The following is a 14,703-nucleotide window of genomic DNA, read 5'->3' on the forward strand; positions in this document are numbered from 1 at the left end:
CGCGGTGGAGGTGCAGGGCCGCGTCGACCTTCGGGGCGAGGACGGCGCGCAGGCGCGGCAGGACCCGCCGCCCAGCTCGGCCGGCACCGCGAGGGCCGGCGGGTCCTGCCGCTCCTGCGCGCCCCAGGCGACGCGGCCACCGGCCCGTTCCGCGACGTCCACCGCCTGCCACGCGCCCTCCGCGTCCGAGGGGGTACCAGCGGCCGCCGCATCCGCGGCGTCCCGTACGTCCGACGGCGCGTCGTCCGCACCGGCGCCCCGCGCGGCGTGCCGCCCGCGGGCGACGGGCACGGCGTCCTCGGGCTCCTCCTCGTCGAGGAAGACGGGCCCGGTCTCGCTCACAGCCGGACCAGCCGGGCCCGGGCCGGCCGGCCCGGCGGGCGCCGGGGTCTCCGCACCGTCCGCGCCCGCGTGCTCCGCCGGCGCGACCAGGTGCTCTTCGCCCTCCTGCGCGCGGCGGCTGGTGCCGGGGACCCACGCCGCACCGTTCCAGTACCGGACGTAGCCCGGGATGGAGGGGTCGGGGTAGTAACCGGGGCCGGGGATCCCGCCGCCGGAGGGTGGTGTCGGGGCGCTCATGAGGTCCACATGTACCAGAAGCCGCCGACGGCCGGGTCCGCCTCGTCCCCGTTCCGCCTTTAGAGACTTGTCAGAAAGTCTGCGGAAGTCGCGTAAGAGCCCGGGGGTTTCGCCCTCTCTCCCCGTGCAGGCCCGTGAAGACCTGCGCGAGGTCCGACGAGATCCGACGAGATCCGACAAGAGAGGTGCCACACCATGCAGACCGTGGTGGAACGTGAGCTGGAGCTGCGGCTCGTGCTGTCGCCGGAGAGAAGCATCCCGGTCCCGTCCCGGCTGACGTACCGGTCGACCGACCCGTACGCCGTCCACATCAGCTTCCACATCGGCTCGGCGGCGCCGGTGAGCTGGTCGTTCGCCCGCGAGCTGCTGGTGGAGGGGGTGTTCCGGCCGTGCGGCCACGGGGACGTGCGCGTCTGGCCGACGAAGTCCGGGGCGGGGAGCGTCATCTGCCTGGCGCTGACGGCCTCGGACGGGGACGCGCTGATCGAGGCGCCGGCCGCGGCGGTCTCCACCTGGCTGGAGCGCACGCTGCGGGCCGTGCCCCCGGGTACGGAGACGGCGCAGCTCGGTCTGGACGAGGGGCTGCGGGAGCTGCTGGGCCCGGCGGCGCGGGACGAGTTGTGGCTGAGCGACCCGTGGCCGTCGGACGACTCCGGCGACACGTGAGCGCCGGGTGTGCCGGGCGGGGGCGCCGCGGGGCGCGCCCCCGCCGGTGCTGCCCCGCCCGCGGGCCCGGGGCCGGCGGGCGGCGCGCCGCCGGTTACCCTGCCGTCCCTGCCGTCCCTGCCGTCCCTGCCGTCTCCGCCGTCTCCGCCGTCTCCGCCGCGCCCGCCGGCAGCTGTCCCGGGCCGCGGAACGTGCCGCGGTACGCGGTCGGCGAGACGCCCAGCGCCGCGTGCATGTGCTGCCGCAGCGACGCCGCCGTGCCGAAGCCCGCGTCGGCCGCGACCCGGTCGATGCTGCGGTCGGTCTCCTCCAGCAGCTGGCGCGCCCGCTCCACGCGCTGCCGGGTGAGCCACTGCAGCGGCGTCAGGCCCGTCTCCTCGCGGAACCGGCGGCTGAAGGTCCGTACGCTCATCGACTCCCGCGCGGCCAGCTCGCGCAGGGCGACGGGCCGGTCGAGGTGTGCCAGCGCCCAGGCGCGGGCCCGGCCGGTGGTGGTCAGCTCCGGCTCGGCGACCGGCCGGGGCACGTACTGGGCCTGGCCGCCGTCGCGGTGCGGGGGCACGACGGTGCGGCGGGCCACGTCGGCCGCGACGGCGGCGCCGTGGTCGGTGCGGATCATGTGCAGGCACAGGTCGATGCCGGCGGCCTCGCCCGCGGAGGTGAGGACGCCGCGGTCCTCGGTATAGAGGACGTCGGGCTGGAGCCGTACGGCGGGGAAGCGGCGGCGGAACAGCTCGGCGGACTTCCAGTGCGTCGTGGCCCGCCGCCCGTCGAGCAGGCCCACGGCGGCGAGCACGAACGCGCCGGTGCAGACGGACGCGACGCGCGCTTCGGGGCGTACCCGCGCGAGGGCCGCCCGCAGCGCGGGCGACGGCTCGCCGTGCCCGGTGCCGTCCGGGGCGCCCTCCAGGGCGTCCGCGGCGTGCGACGCGGGCACCACCACGGACCCGGCGTCGTCCAGCGCTTCGGGGCCGTGCCCGACGTGCACGGTGAAGTCGGCGTCGGTACGCACCGGGCCGGGCCGCAGCGCGCAGGTGACGACCTCGTACAGCGGCCGCCCCGCGGTCTCGGCGGAGCCGAACAGCTGGTGGACGAGGCCGAGTTCGAGGGGCATGACGCCGTCCCGTACGAGGACGGCGACGCGGTGCGGCGGGCCGGTGGCGGCGTCGGCGGCGTTCTTCGGGGAGCCGGTCATGGCACGATTCTTTCATGTGGGGTTAATCCGGCCATTTCACGGTCATTGCGCCGCGCGCAACGGTCGCGCGTGGCGCCCGGCGCAGAAGATCCTGACCGGATTCTGGACGGGGTCTTCCGCTGAGCGGTGCCGCTCGCTAGGTTGCCGGACACCCCCGTCGCGGAGGCGGAGGCGGGGCTCCGAGTTCCGCGGCAGAGCCGCCGTGGAACGACAGCCGGTGCCACCTGCGACCGGCGGCTCGCACGCCGGTGCTGCACGGGACAGGTGCACCGGCGCGGGAAGGGCCGCACATCACTTGAGGAGGCGGCGTGCCCGCAGAGACCTCCCAGACCCTCGACCGTGGACTCCGCGTGCTGAAGCTGCTCGCCGACACCGACCACGGCCTGACCGTCACCGAGCTGTCGCACAAGCTCGGCGTGAACCGCACCGTCGTGTACCGCCTGCTCGCCACCCTGGAACAGCACGCCCTCGTCCGCCGCGACCTCGGCGGCCGGGCGCGGGTCGGGCTCGGGGTGCTGCGGCTGGGCCGGCAGGTGCACCCCCTGGTACGGGAGGCGGCGCTGCCGGCGCTGCGCTCGCTCGCCGAGGACGTCGGCGCCACGGCGCACCTCACGCTCGTCGACGGCAGCGAGGCGCTGGCCGTCGCGGTCGTCGAGCCCAGCTGGACCGACTACCACGTGGCCTACCGCGCCGGCTTCCGGCACGCGCTGGACCAGGGCGCGGCGGGGCGGGCGATACTCAAGGGCCGCGGCCTCGGCCCGGGCGCCGGCGAGAACGACGCCGAGCTGGCGCTGGCCCTGACCCACGGCGAGCTGGAGGCGGGCGCGAGCGGGGCGGCGGCGCCGCTGCTGGGGGTGTCCGGGATAGAGGGCAGCGTGGGCGTGGTGATGCTGCACGAGATCGTGCCCGGCGAGGTGGGCCCGCGGGTGGTCTCGGCGGCGCGAGAGGTCGCCCGGGCGCTGCGCTGAGCGTTGCGCTGAGCCCGCGCGGGCACGGCGTGACCGGCGGGGACCGGCGGGGACCGGCGGGGACCGGCGGACCGGCACAGCACGGCGTGGCATGTGCGGAGACATGCGACGCGAGACGGCCGTCGCGGAAGCGCGGCGTCGCCGATGCGGCAGGGCTCGTACGCACCGAACGGCCCACGTGCCCACGCGAGAACGACCGGCCGCGCGGGTCCGCGGCCCTCCGTGCAGGGGAACGCACGGTCCGTCCGCGGCGCCCCCCACGCCTGCCCCGGCGGCTTCGCCGCGGAGCGACCGCGGCGCGGCGAAGCCGCCGCCGGCACCCCGCAGCCCTCCCGTACGGCCCGCCCCGCCCATCCCGCACAGGGCCACCCGGCGAGGATCCCGCGGCGCCCGCCCGGCGCGGGCACCGTAGATTGGAGCCGTGCGCTCTCGTCGTGTGACCCTCGCGCTCGCCGCGGTGCCCGTGGCCGGGCTGCTCGCCGCCGCGGCGTTCGCCCCGCTGCCGTTCTCGCTCGCCCAGCCCGGGATGACCGCCGACGTGCTCGGCGAGCACAGCGGCGACCCCGTGATCTCCGTCTCCGGGGCGGAGCAGCACCCCACCCGGGGCGAGCTGCGGATGACGACGATCGCGGCGACCGGCCCCGAGGTCTCGCTGCGGGTCGCGGACATCGCCTCCGGCTGGTTCGCCACCGACGAGGCCGTGATGCCCAGGGACGCGGTGTACCCCGTGGGCGACTCGAAGAAGGAGATCCGGGAGTACAACGCGGAGCAGATGCGGGAGTCCCAGAACACCGCCGTCACCGCCGCCCTGCGCCACCTCGGCCGCGACCCGGACGGCGTCGACGTCGAGCTGCGCCTCACCGACGTCGGCGGGCCCAGCGCCGGGCTGTTCTTCGCCCTGGGGATCGTCGACAAGCTGACCCCCGGGGACCTGACGGGCGGCGAGGTCATCGCCGGTACGGGCACGATCGAGCCGGACGGCACCGTCGGCCCGGTCGGCGGCGTGGCGCTGAAGACGCAGGCCGCGAAGCGCGACGGCGCGACGGTGTTCCTGGTGCCGGAGGCGGAGTGCGGCGACGCGGAGTCGGAGCTGCCGGAGGGGCTGCGGCTGGTGCCGGTGACGGAGCTGTCGGACGCGGTGGCGTCGCTGGAGGCGCTGGCGTCGGGCGACGGCGACGTGCCGGGCTGCTGACGGCCCGGGCCCCGGACCGGGGCGTACGGCCCGTACGCCCGCGGAATTCGGATGCGGTCCGTACGCGGTCTCCCTAGGTTGGCGGGTGTGGAACCGCTCGACGAGAAACAGATCCGTACGTCCTTCGTGAACTGCACCAAAGGCGACGCCGGCCGGCTCAGGCTGCCGCTCGACTTCGCCGCGCTGCCCTGGGCGGACCTGGACTTCCTCGGCTGGGTGGACCCGGGCGCCCCGCTCCGCGCGCACCTCGTCGTCCCCCGTCCGGACGGGCCCCTCGGGATCGCCCTGCGCGTGCCGGCGGCGGGCCGCGCGAGCGCCGTGCGGTCCCGCATGTGCCAGCTCTGCCTGACCGCGCACGCCGCCTCCGGCGTCCGCCTGCTCGCGGCCCCGCTGGCGGGCGCGCGCGGGCGGCGGGGCAACACGGTCGGCGTGTACGTGTGCGCGGACCTCGCCTGCTCCCTCTACCTGCGCGGCCGGCGGCAGCCGAAGCTGCGGACCGTGCCCCAGGAGGAGTCGCTGACCGAGGCGGAGCGGGTCGCGCGGATGCGGGGCAACCTGGAGGACTTCGTGGCGAAGGTCACGGCCGACTCGTAGGGCGGCCGCCCGGGCTGCCGTCCTAGCCGCCGCCCGGGCCGCCGCCCGCGGCCTGCCGCACCAGCGGCACGATCCGCAGCGGCACCGGGTTCTCCATCACGATCGCCGTCGATGCGCGCACGATGCCGTCGAAGCCCACGACCAGGTCGATGACCCGCTGCAGGTCGGCGTTCGACCGCGCCACCAGCCGGCACAGCATGTCGCCGTGCCCGGTGATCGTGTGCAGCTCCAGCACCTCCGGCACCCCGGCGAGGTGGCTGCGTACGTCCGTGCCCTGGCCCTGCTTGATCTCCAGGGTGGCGAACGCGGTCACCGGGTAGCCCAGGGCCGCCGGGTCGACGTCGGGGCCGAAGCCGCGGATGACGCCGCCGGACCGCAGCCGGTCCAGCCGGGCCTGGGTGGTGCCGCGGGCGACGCCGAGGCGGCGGCTGGCCTCCAGCACGCCTATGCGCGGCTCGTTGGCGAGCAGCTCCAGCAGCCGGCCGTCGAGCTGATCGATCATCTCGCGAACTCCTCGTTGGTCAGCTTGTACAGATAGCCCGGCGCACACCGAGCCTCACCGGTCATTCTGTCCAGTTATTTCGGCAACTATTGCACACCTTGCCAACCGGAGAGACCCTTTGAGCATGACCGAGACCATTGATCAGCCCGCTCCGCAGACCCGGCAGGACGACCCCTTCCCGGTGCAGGGGATGGACGCCGTGGTGTTCGCGGTCGGCAACGCCAAGCAGGCCGCCCACTACTACTCCACGGCGTTCGGCATGAAGCTGGTCGCGTACTCCGGACCGGAGAACGGCAGCCGCGAGACGGCCAGTTACGTCCTGGAGAACGGCGCCGCCCGTTTCGTCTTCACCTCCGTCATCAAGGCCGCCACCGACCGCGGCCGCTTCCTCGACGCGCACGTCGCCGAGCACGGTGACGGCGTCGTCGACCTCGCCCTGCGGGTCCCCGACGCCCGCGCCGCCTACGCGCACGCGGTGGCCCGGGGCGCCACCGGGCTGGAGGAGCCGTACGAGCTGAAGGACGAGCACGGCACCGTGGTGCTCGCCGCCATCGCGACGTACGGCCAGACCCGCCACACCCTCGTCGAGCGCACCGGCTACGACGGCCCGTACCTGCCGGGCTACGCGGCCGCCGAGCCGATGGTCACCCCGCCCGCGCAGCGCACGTTCCAGGCCGTGGACCACTGCGTCGGCAACGTCGAACTCGGGAAGATGGACGAGTGGGTGGCCTTCTACAACAAGGTCATGGGCTTCACGAACATGAAGGAGTTCGTGGGCGACGACATCGCCACCGAGTACTCCGCGCTCATGTCGAAGGTCGTCGCCGACGGCACCCTGAAGGTCAAGTTCCCGATCAACGAGCCGGCGCCCGGCAAGAAGAAGTCCCAGATCGACGAGTACCTGGAGTACTACAACTCCCCCGGCGTGCAGCACATCGCGCTGGCCACGAACGACATCGTGAGCACGGTGCGGACCATGCGCGCGGGCGGCGTCGCCTTCCTCGGCGTGCCGGACGCGTACTACGACACCCTCGGCGAATGGGTCGGCGACACCCGCGTGCCGATCGAGGAGCTGCGGGAGTTGAAGATCCTCGCCGACCGCGACGAGGACGGCTACCTGCTGCAGATCTTCACCAAGCCGGTACAGGACCGGCCCACGGTGTTCTTCGAGATTATCGAGCGGCACGGCTCGATGGGCTTCGGCAAGGGCAACTTCAAGGCGCTGTTCGAGGCCATCGAGCGCGAGCAGGACAAGCGCGGCAACCTCTGAGCACCGGCTGACCCCCACCCGTTCCCCCACCCCGGCTCGACCATTACGTGACCGGGATGATACGCAACTGTGATGCGTATCGAGCGGAAGCAGCAGGAGGCTGCGCGAGAGACCGAACAAGACGAGCGCCGTCGCCCGGCGTTCCGCCCCGACGTGGAGGGACTGCGGGCGGTGGCGCTCGGCCTGGTGCTGTTCTACCACGCGGGCGTCCCGCAGCTGGCCGGGGGCTACGTCGGTGTGGACGTCTTCTTCGTCGTCTCCGGGTTCCTCATCACCGGCCTGCTGCTGCGCGAGGCGGAGCGGCAGGGCACCGTGTCGCTGCTGCGCTTCTACGGCCGCCGCGCCCGGCGGCTGCTGCCCGCCGCCGCGGTCGTGGTGCTGGCCGTGTGCGTGGCAGCGGTGCAGTGGATGCCGCCGCTGGAGCGGAGGAACGTCGCGGAGGACGCGGTGGGCGCGGCGCTGTACGCCACGAACTGGCAGCAGGCGGGGCGGGCCGTCGACTACTCGGCCGAGGACGCGGCGCCCAGCCCGCTGCAGCACTACTGGTCGCTGGCGGTGGAGGAGCAGTTCTACCTGGTCTGGCCGCTGCTGGTGCTGGCGGTGCTGTGGTCGCTGCGGGCGGCGCGCCGGGGACGCGCGGGCCGCTTCGGGCTGCGGGCGCGGCTGGCGGTGACGCTCGGGGCGCTGGCCGCGGTGTCGTTCGTGCACGCGGTGCGGCTGAGCGCCGAGGAGGCCGGGGTCGCGTACTTCTCGACGTTCACCCGCGGCTGGGAGCTGGCCGCCGGCGGTCTCCTCGCCCTCGTCCCCGCCGCCGCCTGGCGCCGCGTGCTGCCCGGCACGGGCCCGCACAGGTCCGCGGCCGGGCTCGCCGCCGGTGCGCTGGCGGCGGCCGGGCTGGCGGCCGTCGCGTACGCCGGGCTGCGGTTCGACGACGCCACCGCCTTCCCGGGCCCGTGGGGCCTGCTGCCGGTGCTGGGCACCGTCGCCGTGATCGCCGCCGGCTGCGGGGCCGCCGCGCACCCCGTCGCCCGGGTGCTGTCCGTCCCGCCGCTGCGCTACGCCGGGCGGATCTCGTACTCCTGGTACCTGTGGCACTGGCCGGCCGTCATCTTCGTACCCCTCGCCCTCGACCGCGAGCTGTCCATCCGCTGGATGGTCGTCGTGGTCGCCGCCGCCGCGCTGCCCGCGGCGCTCACGCACCGGCTGGTGGAGGAGCCCGTACGCCGCGCCCGCGCCCTGTTCCCCACCCCCCGCGCCCTCGCCGTCGGCGCCACCTGCACCGCCGCGACCGTGCTGGTCGCGACCGGCTCCTGGGTGACCACCCCGACGGTCGCGCTCGCCTCCCCCGAGCAGGCCCGCGGCGCCGCGGCCCTCGCCGACGAGGAGCAGCCCCAGAAGGCCGCGAAGGCCCTGCGCCCGCTGCCCGAGCAGGCCGTCGACGACCGCGGCAAGGTCCACGACGACGGCTGCCTGGCCGAGAAGCAGGAGACCGAGCCCGGGGACTGCGCGTACGGGGACGAGGGCGGCGACGAGACCGTCGTCCTCTTCGGCGACTCGCACGCCATGCAGTACGCGCCCGCGCTGGAGAAGGTCACAGAACGGCGCGGCCTGCGCCTGGTCACCCTCACGAAGGCGGGCTGCACCCCGGCGCAGGTCACCGTCTTCAACAGCGGGCTGAAGCGCGCGTACACCGAGTGCGACGAGTGGCGCGAGAACGCCCTGGAGCGCATCGGCGACGAGAGCCCGGCGCTGATCCTCACCGGCACGCGGGACGCGAAGACCGTCATGGAGGACGGCCGGCGGCTCAGCGCCGAGGAGGGCGCGCGGGCCCACCAGAAGGGCTACGAGAAGACCCTGGACGACCTCCTCGGCACCGGCGCCACCGTCATGACCCTCGCCGACAACCCCTACCCGCCCGAGGACATCCCCTCCTGCGTCTCCGGCTCCTTCAGGGATCTTGAGGACTGCGCGTTCCCGGAGTCCGACGGGTACAAGTACGAGCCGGTGAGCACGCGCGCGAACGCGAAGTACGACGAGGTCGGGCTCATCGACCCCAAGCCGGTGATGTGCAAGGACGGCACGTGCCCTGCGGTGATCGGGAACGTCATCGTGTACCGCGGCGGGGCGCACATCACGGCCTCGTACATGGAGACGCTGACGGACTGGCTGGACGCGCAGCTGCCGCGGGAGGTGTGAGGCGGCGGCTCCCCCCGGCGGGGTTCCGCGGCGGGGGGAGCCGTTGCAGGCTGGAGCCATGAGCGCTCAGCCAGTCAGGGACGAGGCGGCCGGGGACGACGGGGCAGCCGGGGACGAGGCCGTGCGGGCCGCACTCCGCACCGGCCTGCCCGCGGCGGCGGTGCTGACCGACCCGGACGTCACCGCCGCGTACGCGGGCGACATGGCCGGGTTCTGCCCCTCCGGCACGCCCGCGGCGGTCGTGCTGCCGCAGACGGTCGAGCAGGTGCAGCACGTCATGCGCACGGCCACGGCGCTGCGGGTCCCCGTCGTCCCGCAGGGCGCCCGCACCGGCCTGTCCGGCGGGGCCAACGCGGGCGACGGCGCCATCGTGCTGTCCTTCGTGAAGATGGACCGCATCCTGGAGGTCGACCCGGTCAACCGCATCGCCGTCGTCGAACCCGGCGTCGTCAACGCCGCCCTCTCCCGCGCCGTCGCCGCCCGCGGCCTGTTCTACCCGCCGGACCCGTCGAGCTGGGAGACCTGCACGATCGGCGGCAACATCGGCACCGGCTCCGGCGGCCTGTGCTGCGTGAAGTACGGCGTGACCGCCGAGTACGTCCTCGGCCTCGACGTCGTCCTCGCCGACGGCCGGCTGCTGACCACCGGCCGCCGCACGGCGAAGGGCGTCGCCGGCTACGACCTCACCCGGCTGTTCGTCGGCTCGGAGGGCAGCCTGGGCGCGGTGGTCGGCGCGACGCTCGCCCTCAAGCCGGCGCCGGCCCCGCAGCTGGCGCTGGCGGCGGAGTTCCCGTCCGCGGCGGCGGCGTGCGACGCGATCTGCCGGATCATGGCGGGCGGGCACGTCCCGTCGCTGCTGGAGCTGATGGACCGTACGACCGTACGGGCCGTCAACGCCCTGACGAAGATGGGCCTCCCCGACACCACCGAGGCCCTCCTCCTCGCCGCCTTCGACACCCCCGACCCCGCGTCCGACCTCGCCGCCCTCGGCGCCCTGTGCACGGCGGCCGGGGCCACGGAGGTCGTCCCGGCGGCGGACGGGCCGGAGTCGGAGCTGCTGCTCGCCGGCCGCCGCGCGGCGCTGCCCGCGCTGGAGGCGATGACCGGCACGACGATGATCGACGACGTCTGCGTCCCCCGCAGCCGCCTCGGCGACTTCCTCGACGGCGTCGCCGCCATCGCCGACACGTACGCCCTGACCATCGGCACCTGCGTCCACGCGGGCGACGGCAACACCCACCCCAACGTCTGCTTCGACCCCCGCGACCCGGACGAGACGGCCCGGGCCCGGGAGTCGTTCGACGCCATCATGGCGCTGGGCCTGGAGCTGGGCGGCACGATCACGGGGGAGCACGGGGTGGGGCTGCTGAAGAAGGAGTGGCTGGCGAAGGAACTGGGGCCGGTGGGGCTGGAGCTGCAGCGGGACATCAAGCGGGTCTTCGACCCGCTGGACCTCATGAACCCGGGCAAACTGTTCTGAGCGACACCGCGCGGCCCGTGGTCAGCCGTCCAGCCGTGCGAGAGCCCTGGTGATCAGCGCTCTCGCTGACTGCCCGTACACGGCGGACCGCTTCAGCAGGTCGAAGGCCTTCGCGTAGAGCGCGATCTCACGGGGCTGCGTGACGGAGAACTCGGCCGAATAGGTCTCCACGAGAACAAGCCTGCCGTCGAACATCGAGAAGGAGTTACCCGGCCAGATGTGCATGGGCGCTCGCACCGGGATGAGCCCGAGGCTCATGCGGGGCAGGGACATGACGGCGAGGAGGCGATCAAGCTGGCCTCGCATCACGTCGGGTCCGCCGAAGTTGGTGTAGAGGACCTGTTCGGCGAGCAGGACGTTGAAGATCCGGTCCCCTTTGTACAGATACTGCTGACGCTCCATCCGCTTGGCCACGGCCGCGTCCACGTCGTCGGGGATCTCGTAGTAGTCGACGACCTGGCGGAAGGTCTCGGCGGCGTACTCGGTCGTCTGGAGGGTGCCCCAGACCACGGTGGGGTGCCAGATGCGGAAGACCTTGGTCTTCGCGTAGACCGGAAGGGCCTTGCGCTGCCGGGGTTCTGCCCCGGACTGGAGCTGACGGCGCCATTCCAGCCACAGTTCCTCGATGTGCCGGACGGTGGCGATCAGGTCGCCGATCTGGTCCTGGGCGTGGGTAAGCCGGCACCAGACGCGGATGTCGTCCTCGCTGGCGTTCTGCCGCCCGTTCTCGATCCGGGAGACCTTCGATTCCTGCCAACCGGTCGCCGCGGCGAATGCCCGACCGCTGGAGTACCCCGCGTCCTTGCGGAATCCACGGAGTCGGGCACCCAATGCTTCTCGTTGTGCCTGTGCTTCGGTGCTCACCTATCGGTCAGAGCTTGTACTCGGAGTGGGCAAGGGCGAGGGGCCAGAGCTGATCCCGCACACGGACGCACTCTGCCACGATACCGGGGGCCTCGATCAGTTCTGAGCCCAGTACACGGCCGTCTGCGTCGAAGTGGCCCACGGCGAGGAGCCGGTCGTCGAACAGCCACCAGTCGTTGCCGGACACAGGGAAGGTGATCCCTTCGGGCAGGCGGTGCCTGGGCAGCCATCGGATGTCCTCGCCGGCCTCCATGTTGAGCCCCGTCAAAGAGTGTTCCCACCCGATGTACTGGGAGTGCGGCTCCGTGACGACGCGCACCCGGCGCACAGTCTTGCCCTGCCCGGAGACGCGTCCGACGGCACCGTCATGCGAACCGCGGCCGTCGTCGAGCAGCACGGGTTCGAGGTGGACTGGCCGCTGTGGGAGCGGGACTCCTCGAAGTGCTCCCCCTGCGCCCAGGGGACGAGCTGCCACTGACCGGCGGGACTACCAGGCCGGGGTCGTCTTTCGGGGCGGCCCCGGCCGCCACGTTTGGCGGCAGAACCGGCAGGACGAGCCCGGCCAGAGGGCTGAGCGAGTAGCGTGCGGTGTCGTCGGAGTCAGACGGTGCAGATGCTCAACAACCAGCCCAACGAGGAACGTTGCTACATGAGCGTTGAACGCTACTGGGACCGCTACGCGACCGGGGCCGTGACGAAGATCGGCTCGGTTCAGGACTCCATCGACAAAGGATTCTGCTGGACGCAATACGACCACCACGGCCCCGCCGAAGAACTGCTCTGCCAGCCCAAGAACGCTCTCGAACTCGGCTGCGGCAGCGGAAACGAGGTCGCCTACCTCGCCCGTAAAGGCATCCATGCCACAGGGATCGACCTGTCTCCCGTCCAAATCAAGCACGCCGAGGAGCGCTGGGGCGACATCGAGGAAGCCCGCTTCCACCTCCGCGAGGCAGTGGACTTCCTGACCACCACCGAGGAGAAGTACGACGCCATCTACTCGGTCTGGGGCGCCTTCTGGTTCACCGACCCCCGTCGTCTCCTGCCCGTCATCCGCGCGCACCTCAACCCCGGCGGCGTCCTGGTGTTCTCGCAGGCGCCGGCCGTCGACGGCTGCTACGGCGCTCAAGGTATGTACGGCAACGGCTTCACGGGCAAGGTCCTGCCGGTCCGGCGGTGGGCATACTCCGAGGAGATGTGGCACGGCATTCTGATGAACTACGGCTTCTTGGAGGTCGATACGCGAGTCCTTGAGGCTCCCGACCCCGAGAATCTGGGCACGCTGATCGTCCAGGCCCGCGTCGCCCCATAACAGGCGGCGGGGGGAGCCCTGTCGGCATCGGCCCGGGACGGGCAACTCCGGCAGGGCGTCCCGAGGACCTTCGCGCATACGAACAGCGCGGTCAGCTTGTCGTCCCGGCTCTCGATTTCAGGGCTCCGCCCTTGCCGTACGCGATCGGCCAGAGCCGGGACGGCAGGGTGCTCAGCCCTGACGGCGGACCTCGGCCCAGACGGTCTTGACGGCGGCATGCGGCTGGAAACACCCCCACCGCTCCGCGAACGCCGCCACGAGCACCAGCCCCCGCCCACCGCCGCCGCCGGAGGCGGGGAACGGGGCGGCGGGCACGGGGCGCTCCGGACGGGCGTCGGAGACCTCGACCCGTACGACGCGCTCCCCCAGGAACAGCCGCAGCCGGAAGTACCGCCCCGGATACCGCCCGTGCACGGCCGCGTTGGCGGCCAGCTCGGCGGTCACGGCGGCGACGGCCCGGGCGGTGGGCGCGGCACGGAGGATGCCCCACTCGCCGAGCTGGTGCACGGCGAGGAGCCGGGCGCGGCGGGCGCCGCGGGGGGTGGGGCTGAAGAGCGCGGAGAGGGCGGCGGGGTGGGTGGCGTCGGCGGTTGGTGGATGCATGGAGCAACGGTGGCGGGAGGCGGCGAAAGACCGGCAGGGCCGCCGAACTTCAGGACCGTGACGTACTAACGGGGACGGGTTTTGTACGACCCGATGCCCAGAACCCCGGCCGGTGCGTGTCGTTGTACCCGGGTAGCACGCGCGTACGACGAGACAGGGGCGTGGGACAGATGGGGAACAACCGCCGCCGGGGGACTCGCACTAGCGAGGACGACAGGCCGGGCAGTTGGGTTGCGTACGGGAAGCTGCTGAAGTTCTTCCGCACGAAGGCGGAGCTGACGCAGGAGGAGTTGGCCGAGCGGATCAGGTATTCGCAGGACCACTGCGCGTCGGTGGAGCAGGGACGGCGCCCGGCGAGGGCGGAGTTCACGGGGCGGGCGGAGGAAGCGGTGGAGGCGGGGGGTGTGTTGTGGGAGTTGCAGGAGGAGGTGGATCTCGCCCAGTTGCCGACGTTCTTCCGTGACTTGGCGGCTCTGGAGAAGGAGGCGGTGGTCCGGTTCTCATACGACCCGTTCACGGTCCCGGGACTTCTCCAGACGGAGGAGTATGCGAGAACCGTGCTCAGCAGCACCTACCCGCCCGTTGAGGACGAGACGGTCGACCAGTGGTTGACGGCACGCCTCTCGCGGCAGGCGCTGCTCACCCGCAAGAAGCCCATGGTGACGTTCTCCTTCATCATCGAGGAGGCGACGCTGCATCGCATGGTGGGAGGCCACGAGGTGATGCGAGCGCAGCTCCGCCACCTGCTGGAGAGCGCCAAGCTGCGCAACGTCGAGGTCCAGGTCATGCCCTCATCATGTGCGGTCCACAGTGGTCTGAACGGGCATATGGTGCTGATGGAGACAGCCGACGGACAGGAGTTCGTCTACACCGAAGCGCAAGGTTGTGTGACGTCCCTGGCTGGCCGGGAACAGACCAGTTCCTTCTGGCTCCGTTACGGTGCAATGCGCGCCCTCGCCCTCGGCACCGAGGAGTCGGTCCGCCTCATCGAGCAAGTGGCAGGAGAGCTATGAGCATCGCCAATACCGAGATCCAGAACTCGGGGTTGCCCTGGTTCAAGTCGAGCTACAGCAGCCCGCAGGGCGGCGACTGCATCGAAGTCGCCCCCACCCCCCGCACCGTCCACGTCCGCGACTCGAAGGACCCCGAGGGCCCCATACTCCGCTTCACCCCCGACGCCTGGGCCGACTTCCTCACGTACGCCCGCACCCTCTGACCGCGACACTGATCAACGACGAGGAGCTGAGGGCACAAACGGCGTCGGACATGGCGTGAGAACGGCGCC

At 72.8% G+C, this 14,703-nt stretch carries 16 protein-coding genes; 10 read left to right on the forward strand and 6 right to left on the reverse strand.

Features of this window, described 5'->3' with window-relative positions; genetic code table 11:
* Nucleotides 1-579: DUF2510 domain-containing protein (locus ABD317_RS08980; RefSeq protein ID WP_344289259.1), on the reverse strand; the 579-nt coding region annotated here is incomplete at its 3' end.
* Nucleotides 580-774: 195 nt separating this feature from the next.
* Here ABD317_RS08980 and ABD317_RS08985 point away from each other — a divergent pair.
* Entirely contained in the window at nt 775-1,245 is a 471-nt protein-coding gene (locus ABD317_RS08985) for an SsgA family sporulation/cell division regulator (RefSeq protein ID WP_344289260.1), read from the forward strand.
* Nucleotides 1,246-1,339: 94 nt separating this feature from the next.
* On the opposite strand, the gene ABD317_RS08990 is transcribed toward ABD317_RS08985, so the two are convergent.
* Nucleotides 1,340-2,440 (reverse strand): GlxA family transcriptional regulator, encoded by a 1,101-nt coding sequence (locus ABD317_RS08990; protein WP_344289261.1) that lies wholly within the window; start codon nt 2,438-2,440, stop codon nt 1,340-1,342.
* 308 nt (nt 2,441-2,748) lie between these two features.
* On the opposite strand from ABD317_RS08990, the gene ABD317_RS08995 reads away from it, so the two are divergent.
* From ABD317_RS08995 to ABD317_RS09005, 3 genes are all read left to right on the forward strand, one after another.
* Complete coding sequence (locus tag ABD317_RS08995; RefSeq protein WP_027754325.1) at nt 2,749-3,408, forward strand: helix-turn-helix domain-containing protein; 660 nt, start codon at nt 2,749-2,751, stop codon at nt 3,406-3,408.
* Nucleotides 3,409-3,844: 436 nt separating this feature from the next.
* The gene (locus tag ABD317_RS09000; protein ID WP_344289296.1) at nt 3,845-4,600 is read left to right on the forward strand and encodes a S16 family serine protease; all 756 of its coding nucleotides are present in this window, start codon (nt 3,845-3,847) and stop codon (nt 4,598-4,600) included.
* An 87-nt stretch (nt 4,601-4,687) separates the two neighbouring features.
* Complete coding sequence (locus tag ABD317_RS09005; RefSeq protein WP_344289262.1) at nt 4,688-5,194, forward strand: FBP domain-containing protein; 507 nt, start codon at nt 4,688-4,690, stop codon at nt 5,192-5,194.
* A gap of 22 nt (nt 5,195-5,216) precedes the next feature.
* On the opposite strand, the gene ABD317_RS09010 is transcribed toward ABD317_RS09005, so the two are convergent.
* Complete coding sequence (locus ABD317_RS09010; protein ID WP_344289263.1) at nt 5,217-5,696, reverse strand: Lrp/AsnC family transcriptional regulator; 480 nt, start codon at nt 5,694-5,696, stop codon at nt 5,217-5,219.
* A 124-nt stretch (nt 5,697-5,820) separates the two neighbouring features.
* Here ABD317_RS09010 and hppD point away from each other — a divergent pair, with 124 nt between their 5' ends.
* From hppD to ABD317_RS09025, 3 genes are all read left to right on the forward strand, one after another.
* A complete protein-coding gene (gene hppD / locus ABD317_RS09015; protein ID WP_344289264.1) occupies nt 5,821-6,966 on the forward strand; it encodes a 4-hydroxyphenylpyruvate dioxygenase in 1,146 nt (381 codons plus the stop codon).
* A gap of 72 nt (nt 6,967-7,038) precedes the next feature.
* Nucleotides 7,039-9,162, forward strand: coding sequence for an acyltransferase family protein (locus ABD317_RS09020; protein ID WP_344289265.1), 2,124 nt, complete (start codon nt 7,039-7,041; stop codon nt 9,160-9,162).
* A 58-nt stretch (nt 9,163-9,220) separates the two neighbouring features.
* Nucleotides 9,221-10,642 (forward strand): FAD-binding oxidoreductase, encoded by a 1,422-nt coding sequence (locus ABD317_RS09025; RefSeq protein WP_344289266.1) that lies wholly within the window; start codon nt 9,221-9,223, stop codon nt 10,640-10,642.
* Nucleotides 10,643-10,663: 21 nt separating this feature from the next.
* On the opposite strand, the gene ABD317_RS09030 is transcribed toward ABD317_RS09025, so the two are convergent.
* The gene (locus ABD317_RS09030) at nt 10,664-11,506 is read right to left on the reverse strand and encodes a helix-turn-helix domain-containing protein (protein WP_344289268.1); all 843 of its coding nucleotides are present in this window, start codon (nt 11,504-11,506) and stop codon (nt 10,664-10,666) included.
* A gap of 7 nt (nt 11,507-11,513) precedes the next feature.
* Nucleotides 11,514-11,903, reverse strand: a complete 390-nt coding sequence (locus ABD317_RS09035) for a DUF6879 family protein (protein WP_344289269.1) — start codon at nt 11,901-11,903, stop codon at nt 11,514-11,516.
* Nucleotides 11,904-12,119: 216 nt separating this feature from the next.
* Between ABD317_RS09035 and ABD317_RS09040 the strand changes: the two genes are divergently transcribed.
* The gene (locus ABD317_RS09040; RefSeq protein WP_344289297.1) at nt 12,120-12,815 is read left to right on the forward strand and encodes a class I SAM-dependent methyltransferase; all 696 of its coding nucleotides are present in this window, start codon (nt 12,120-12,122) and stop codon (nt 12,813-12,815) included.
* Between the two features lie 171 nt (nt 12,816-12,986).
* Here ABD317_RS09040 and ABD317_RS09045 read toward each other — a convergent pair whose 3' ends face one another.
* Nucleotides 12,987-13,418, reverse strand: a complete 432-nt coding sequence (locus tag ABD317_RS09045) for an ATP-binding protein (RefSeq protein WP_344289270.1) — start codon at nt 13,416-13,418, stop codon at nt 12,987-12,989.
* Nucleotides 13,419-13,588: 170 nt separating this feature from the next.
* Here ABD317_RS09045 and ABD317_RS09050 point away from each other — a divergent pair, with 170 nt between their 5' ends.
* On the forward strand, nt 13,589-14,431 hold the full coding sequence (locus ABD317_RS09050) for a helix-turn-helix domain-containing protein (protein WP_344289272.1): 843 nt from the start codon (nt 13,589-13,591) through the stop codon (nt 14,429-14,431).
* Nucleotides 14,428-14,634 carry a DUF397 domain-containing protein gene (locus ABD317_RS09055; protein ID WP_344289273.1) on the forward strand — a complete coding sequence of 69 codons (207 nt, stop codon included), beginning with the start codon at nt 14,428-14,430 and terminating at the stop codon, nt 14,632-14,634. Before ABD317_RS09050 ends, ABD317_RS09055 begins: the two co-directional genes overlap by 4 nt.
* Nucleotides 14,635-14,703 lie beyond the last annotated feature (69 nt).

The organism is Streptomyces synnematoformans (genome assembly GCF_039531005.1).
Lineage (GTDB): Bacteria > Actinomycetota > Actinomycetes > Streptomycetales > Streptomycetaceae > Streptomyces > Streptomyces synnematoformans.

Excerpts from the sequence above, each read along its gene's own strand:
- ABD317_RS09040 (WP_344289297.1), top strand. The coding sequence starts at position 12,120 with ATGCTCAACAACCAGCCCAACGAGGAACGTTGCTACATGAGCGTTGAA.
- ABD317_RS09010 (WP_344289263.1), bottom strand. The coding sequence starts at position 5,696 with ATGATCGATCAGCTCGACGGCCGGCTGCTGGAGCTGCTCGCCAACGAG.
- ABD317_RS08985 (WP_344289260.1), top strand. The coding sequence starts at position 775 with ATGCAGACCGTGGTGGAACGTGAGCTGGAGCTGCGGCTCGTGCTGTCG.
- ABD317_RS09020 (WP_344289265.1), top strand. The coding sequence starts at position 7,039 with ATGCGTATCGAGCGGAAGCAGCAGGAGGCTGCGCGAGAGACCGAACAA.
- ABD317_RS09050 (WP_344289272.1), top strand. The coding sequence starts at position 13,589 with ATGGGGAACAACCGCCGCCGGGGGACTCGCACTAGCGAGGACGACAGG.
- hppD (WP_344289264.1), top strand. The coding sequence starts at position 5,821 with ATGACCGAGACCATTGATCAGCCCGCTCCGCAGACCCGGCAGGACGAC.
- ABD317_RS08990 (WP_344289261.1), bottom strand. The coding sequence starts at position 2,440 with ATGACCGGCTCCCCGAAGAACGCCGCCGACGCCGCCACCGGCCCGCCG.
- ABD317_RS09055 (WP_344289273.1), top strand. The coding sequence starts at position 14,428 with ATGAGCATCGCCAATACCGAGATCCAGAACTCGGGGTTGCCCTGGTTC.
- ABD317_RS09045 (WP_344289270.1), bottom strand. The coding sequence starts at position 13,418 with ATGCATCCACCAACCGCCGACGCCACCCACCCCGCCGCCCTCTCCGCG.
- ABD317_RS09025 (WP_344289266.1), top strand. The coding sequence starts at position 9,221 with ATGAGCGCTCAGCCAGTCAGGGACGAGGCGGCCGGGGACGACGGGGCA.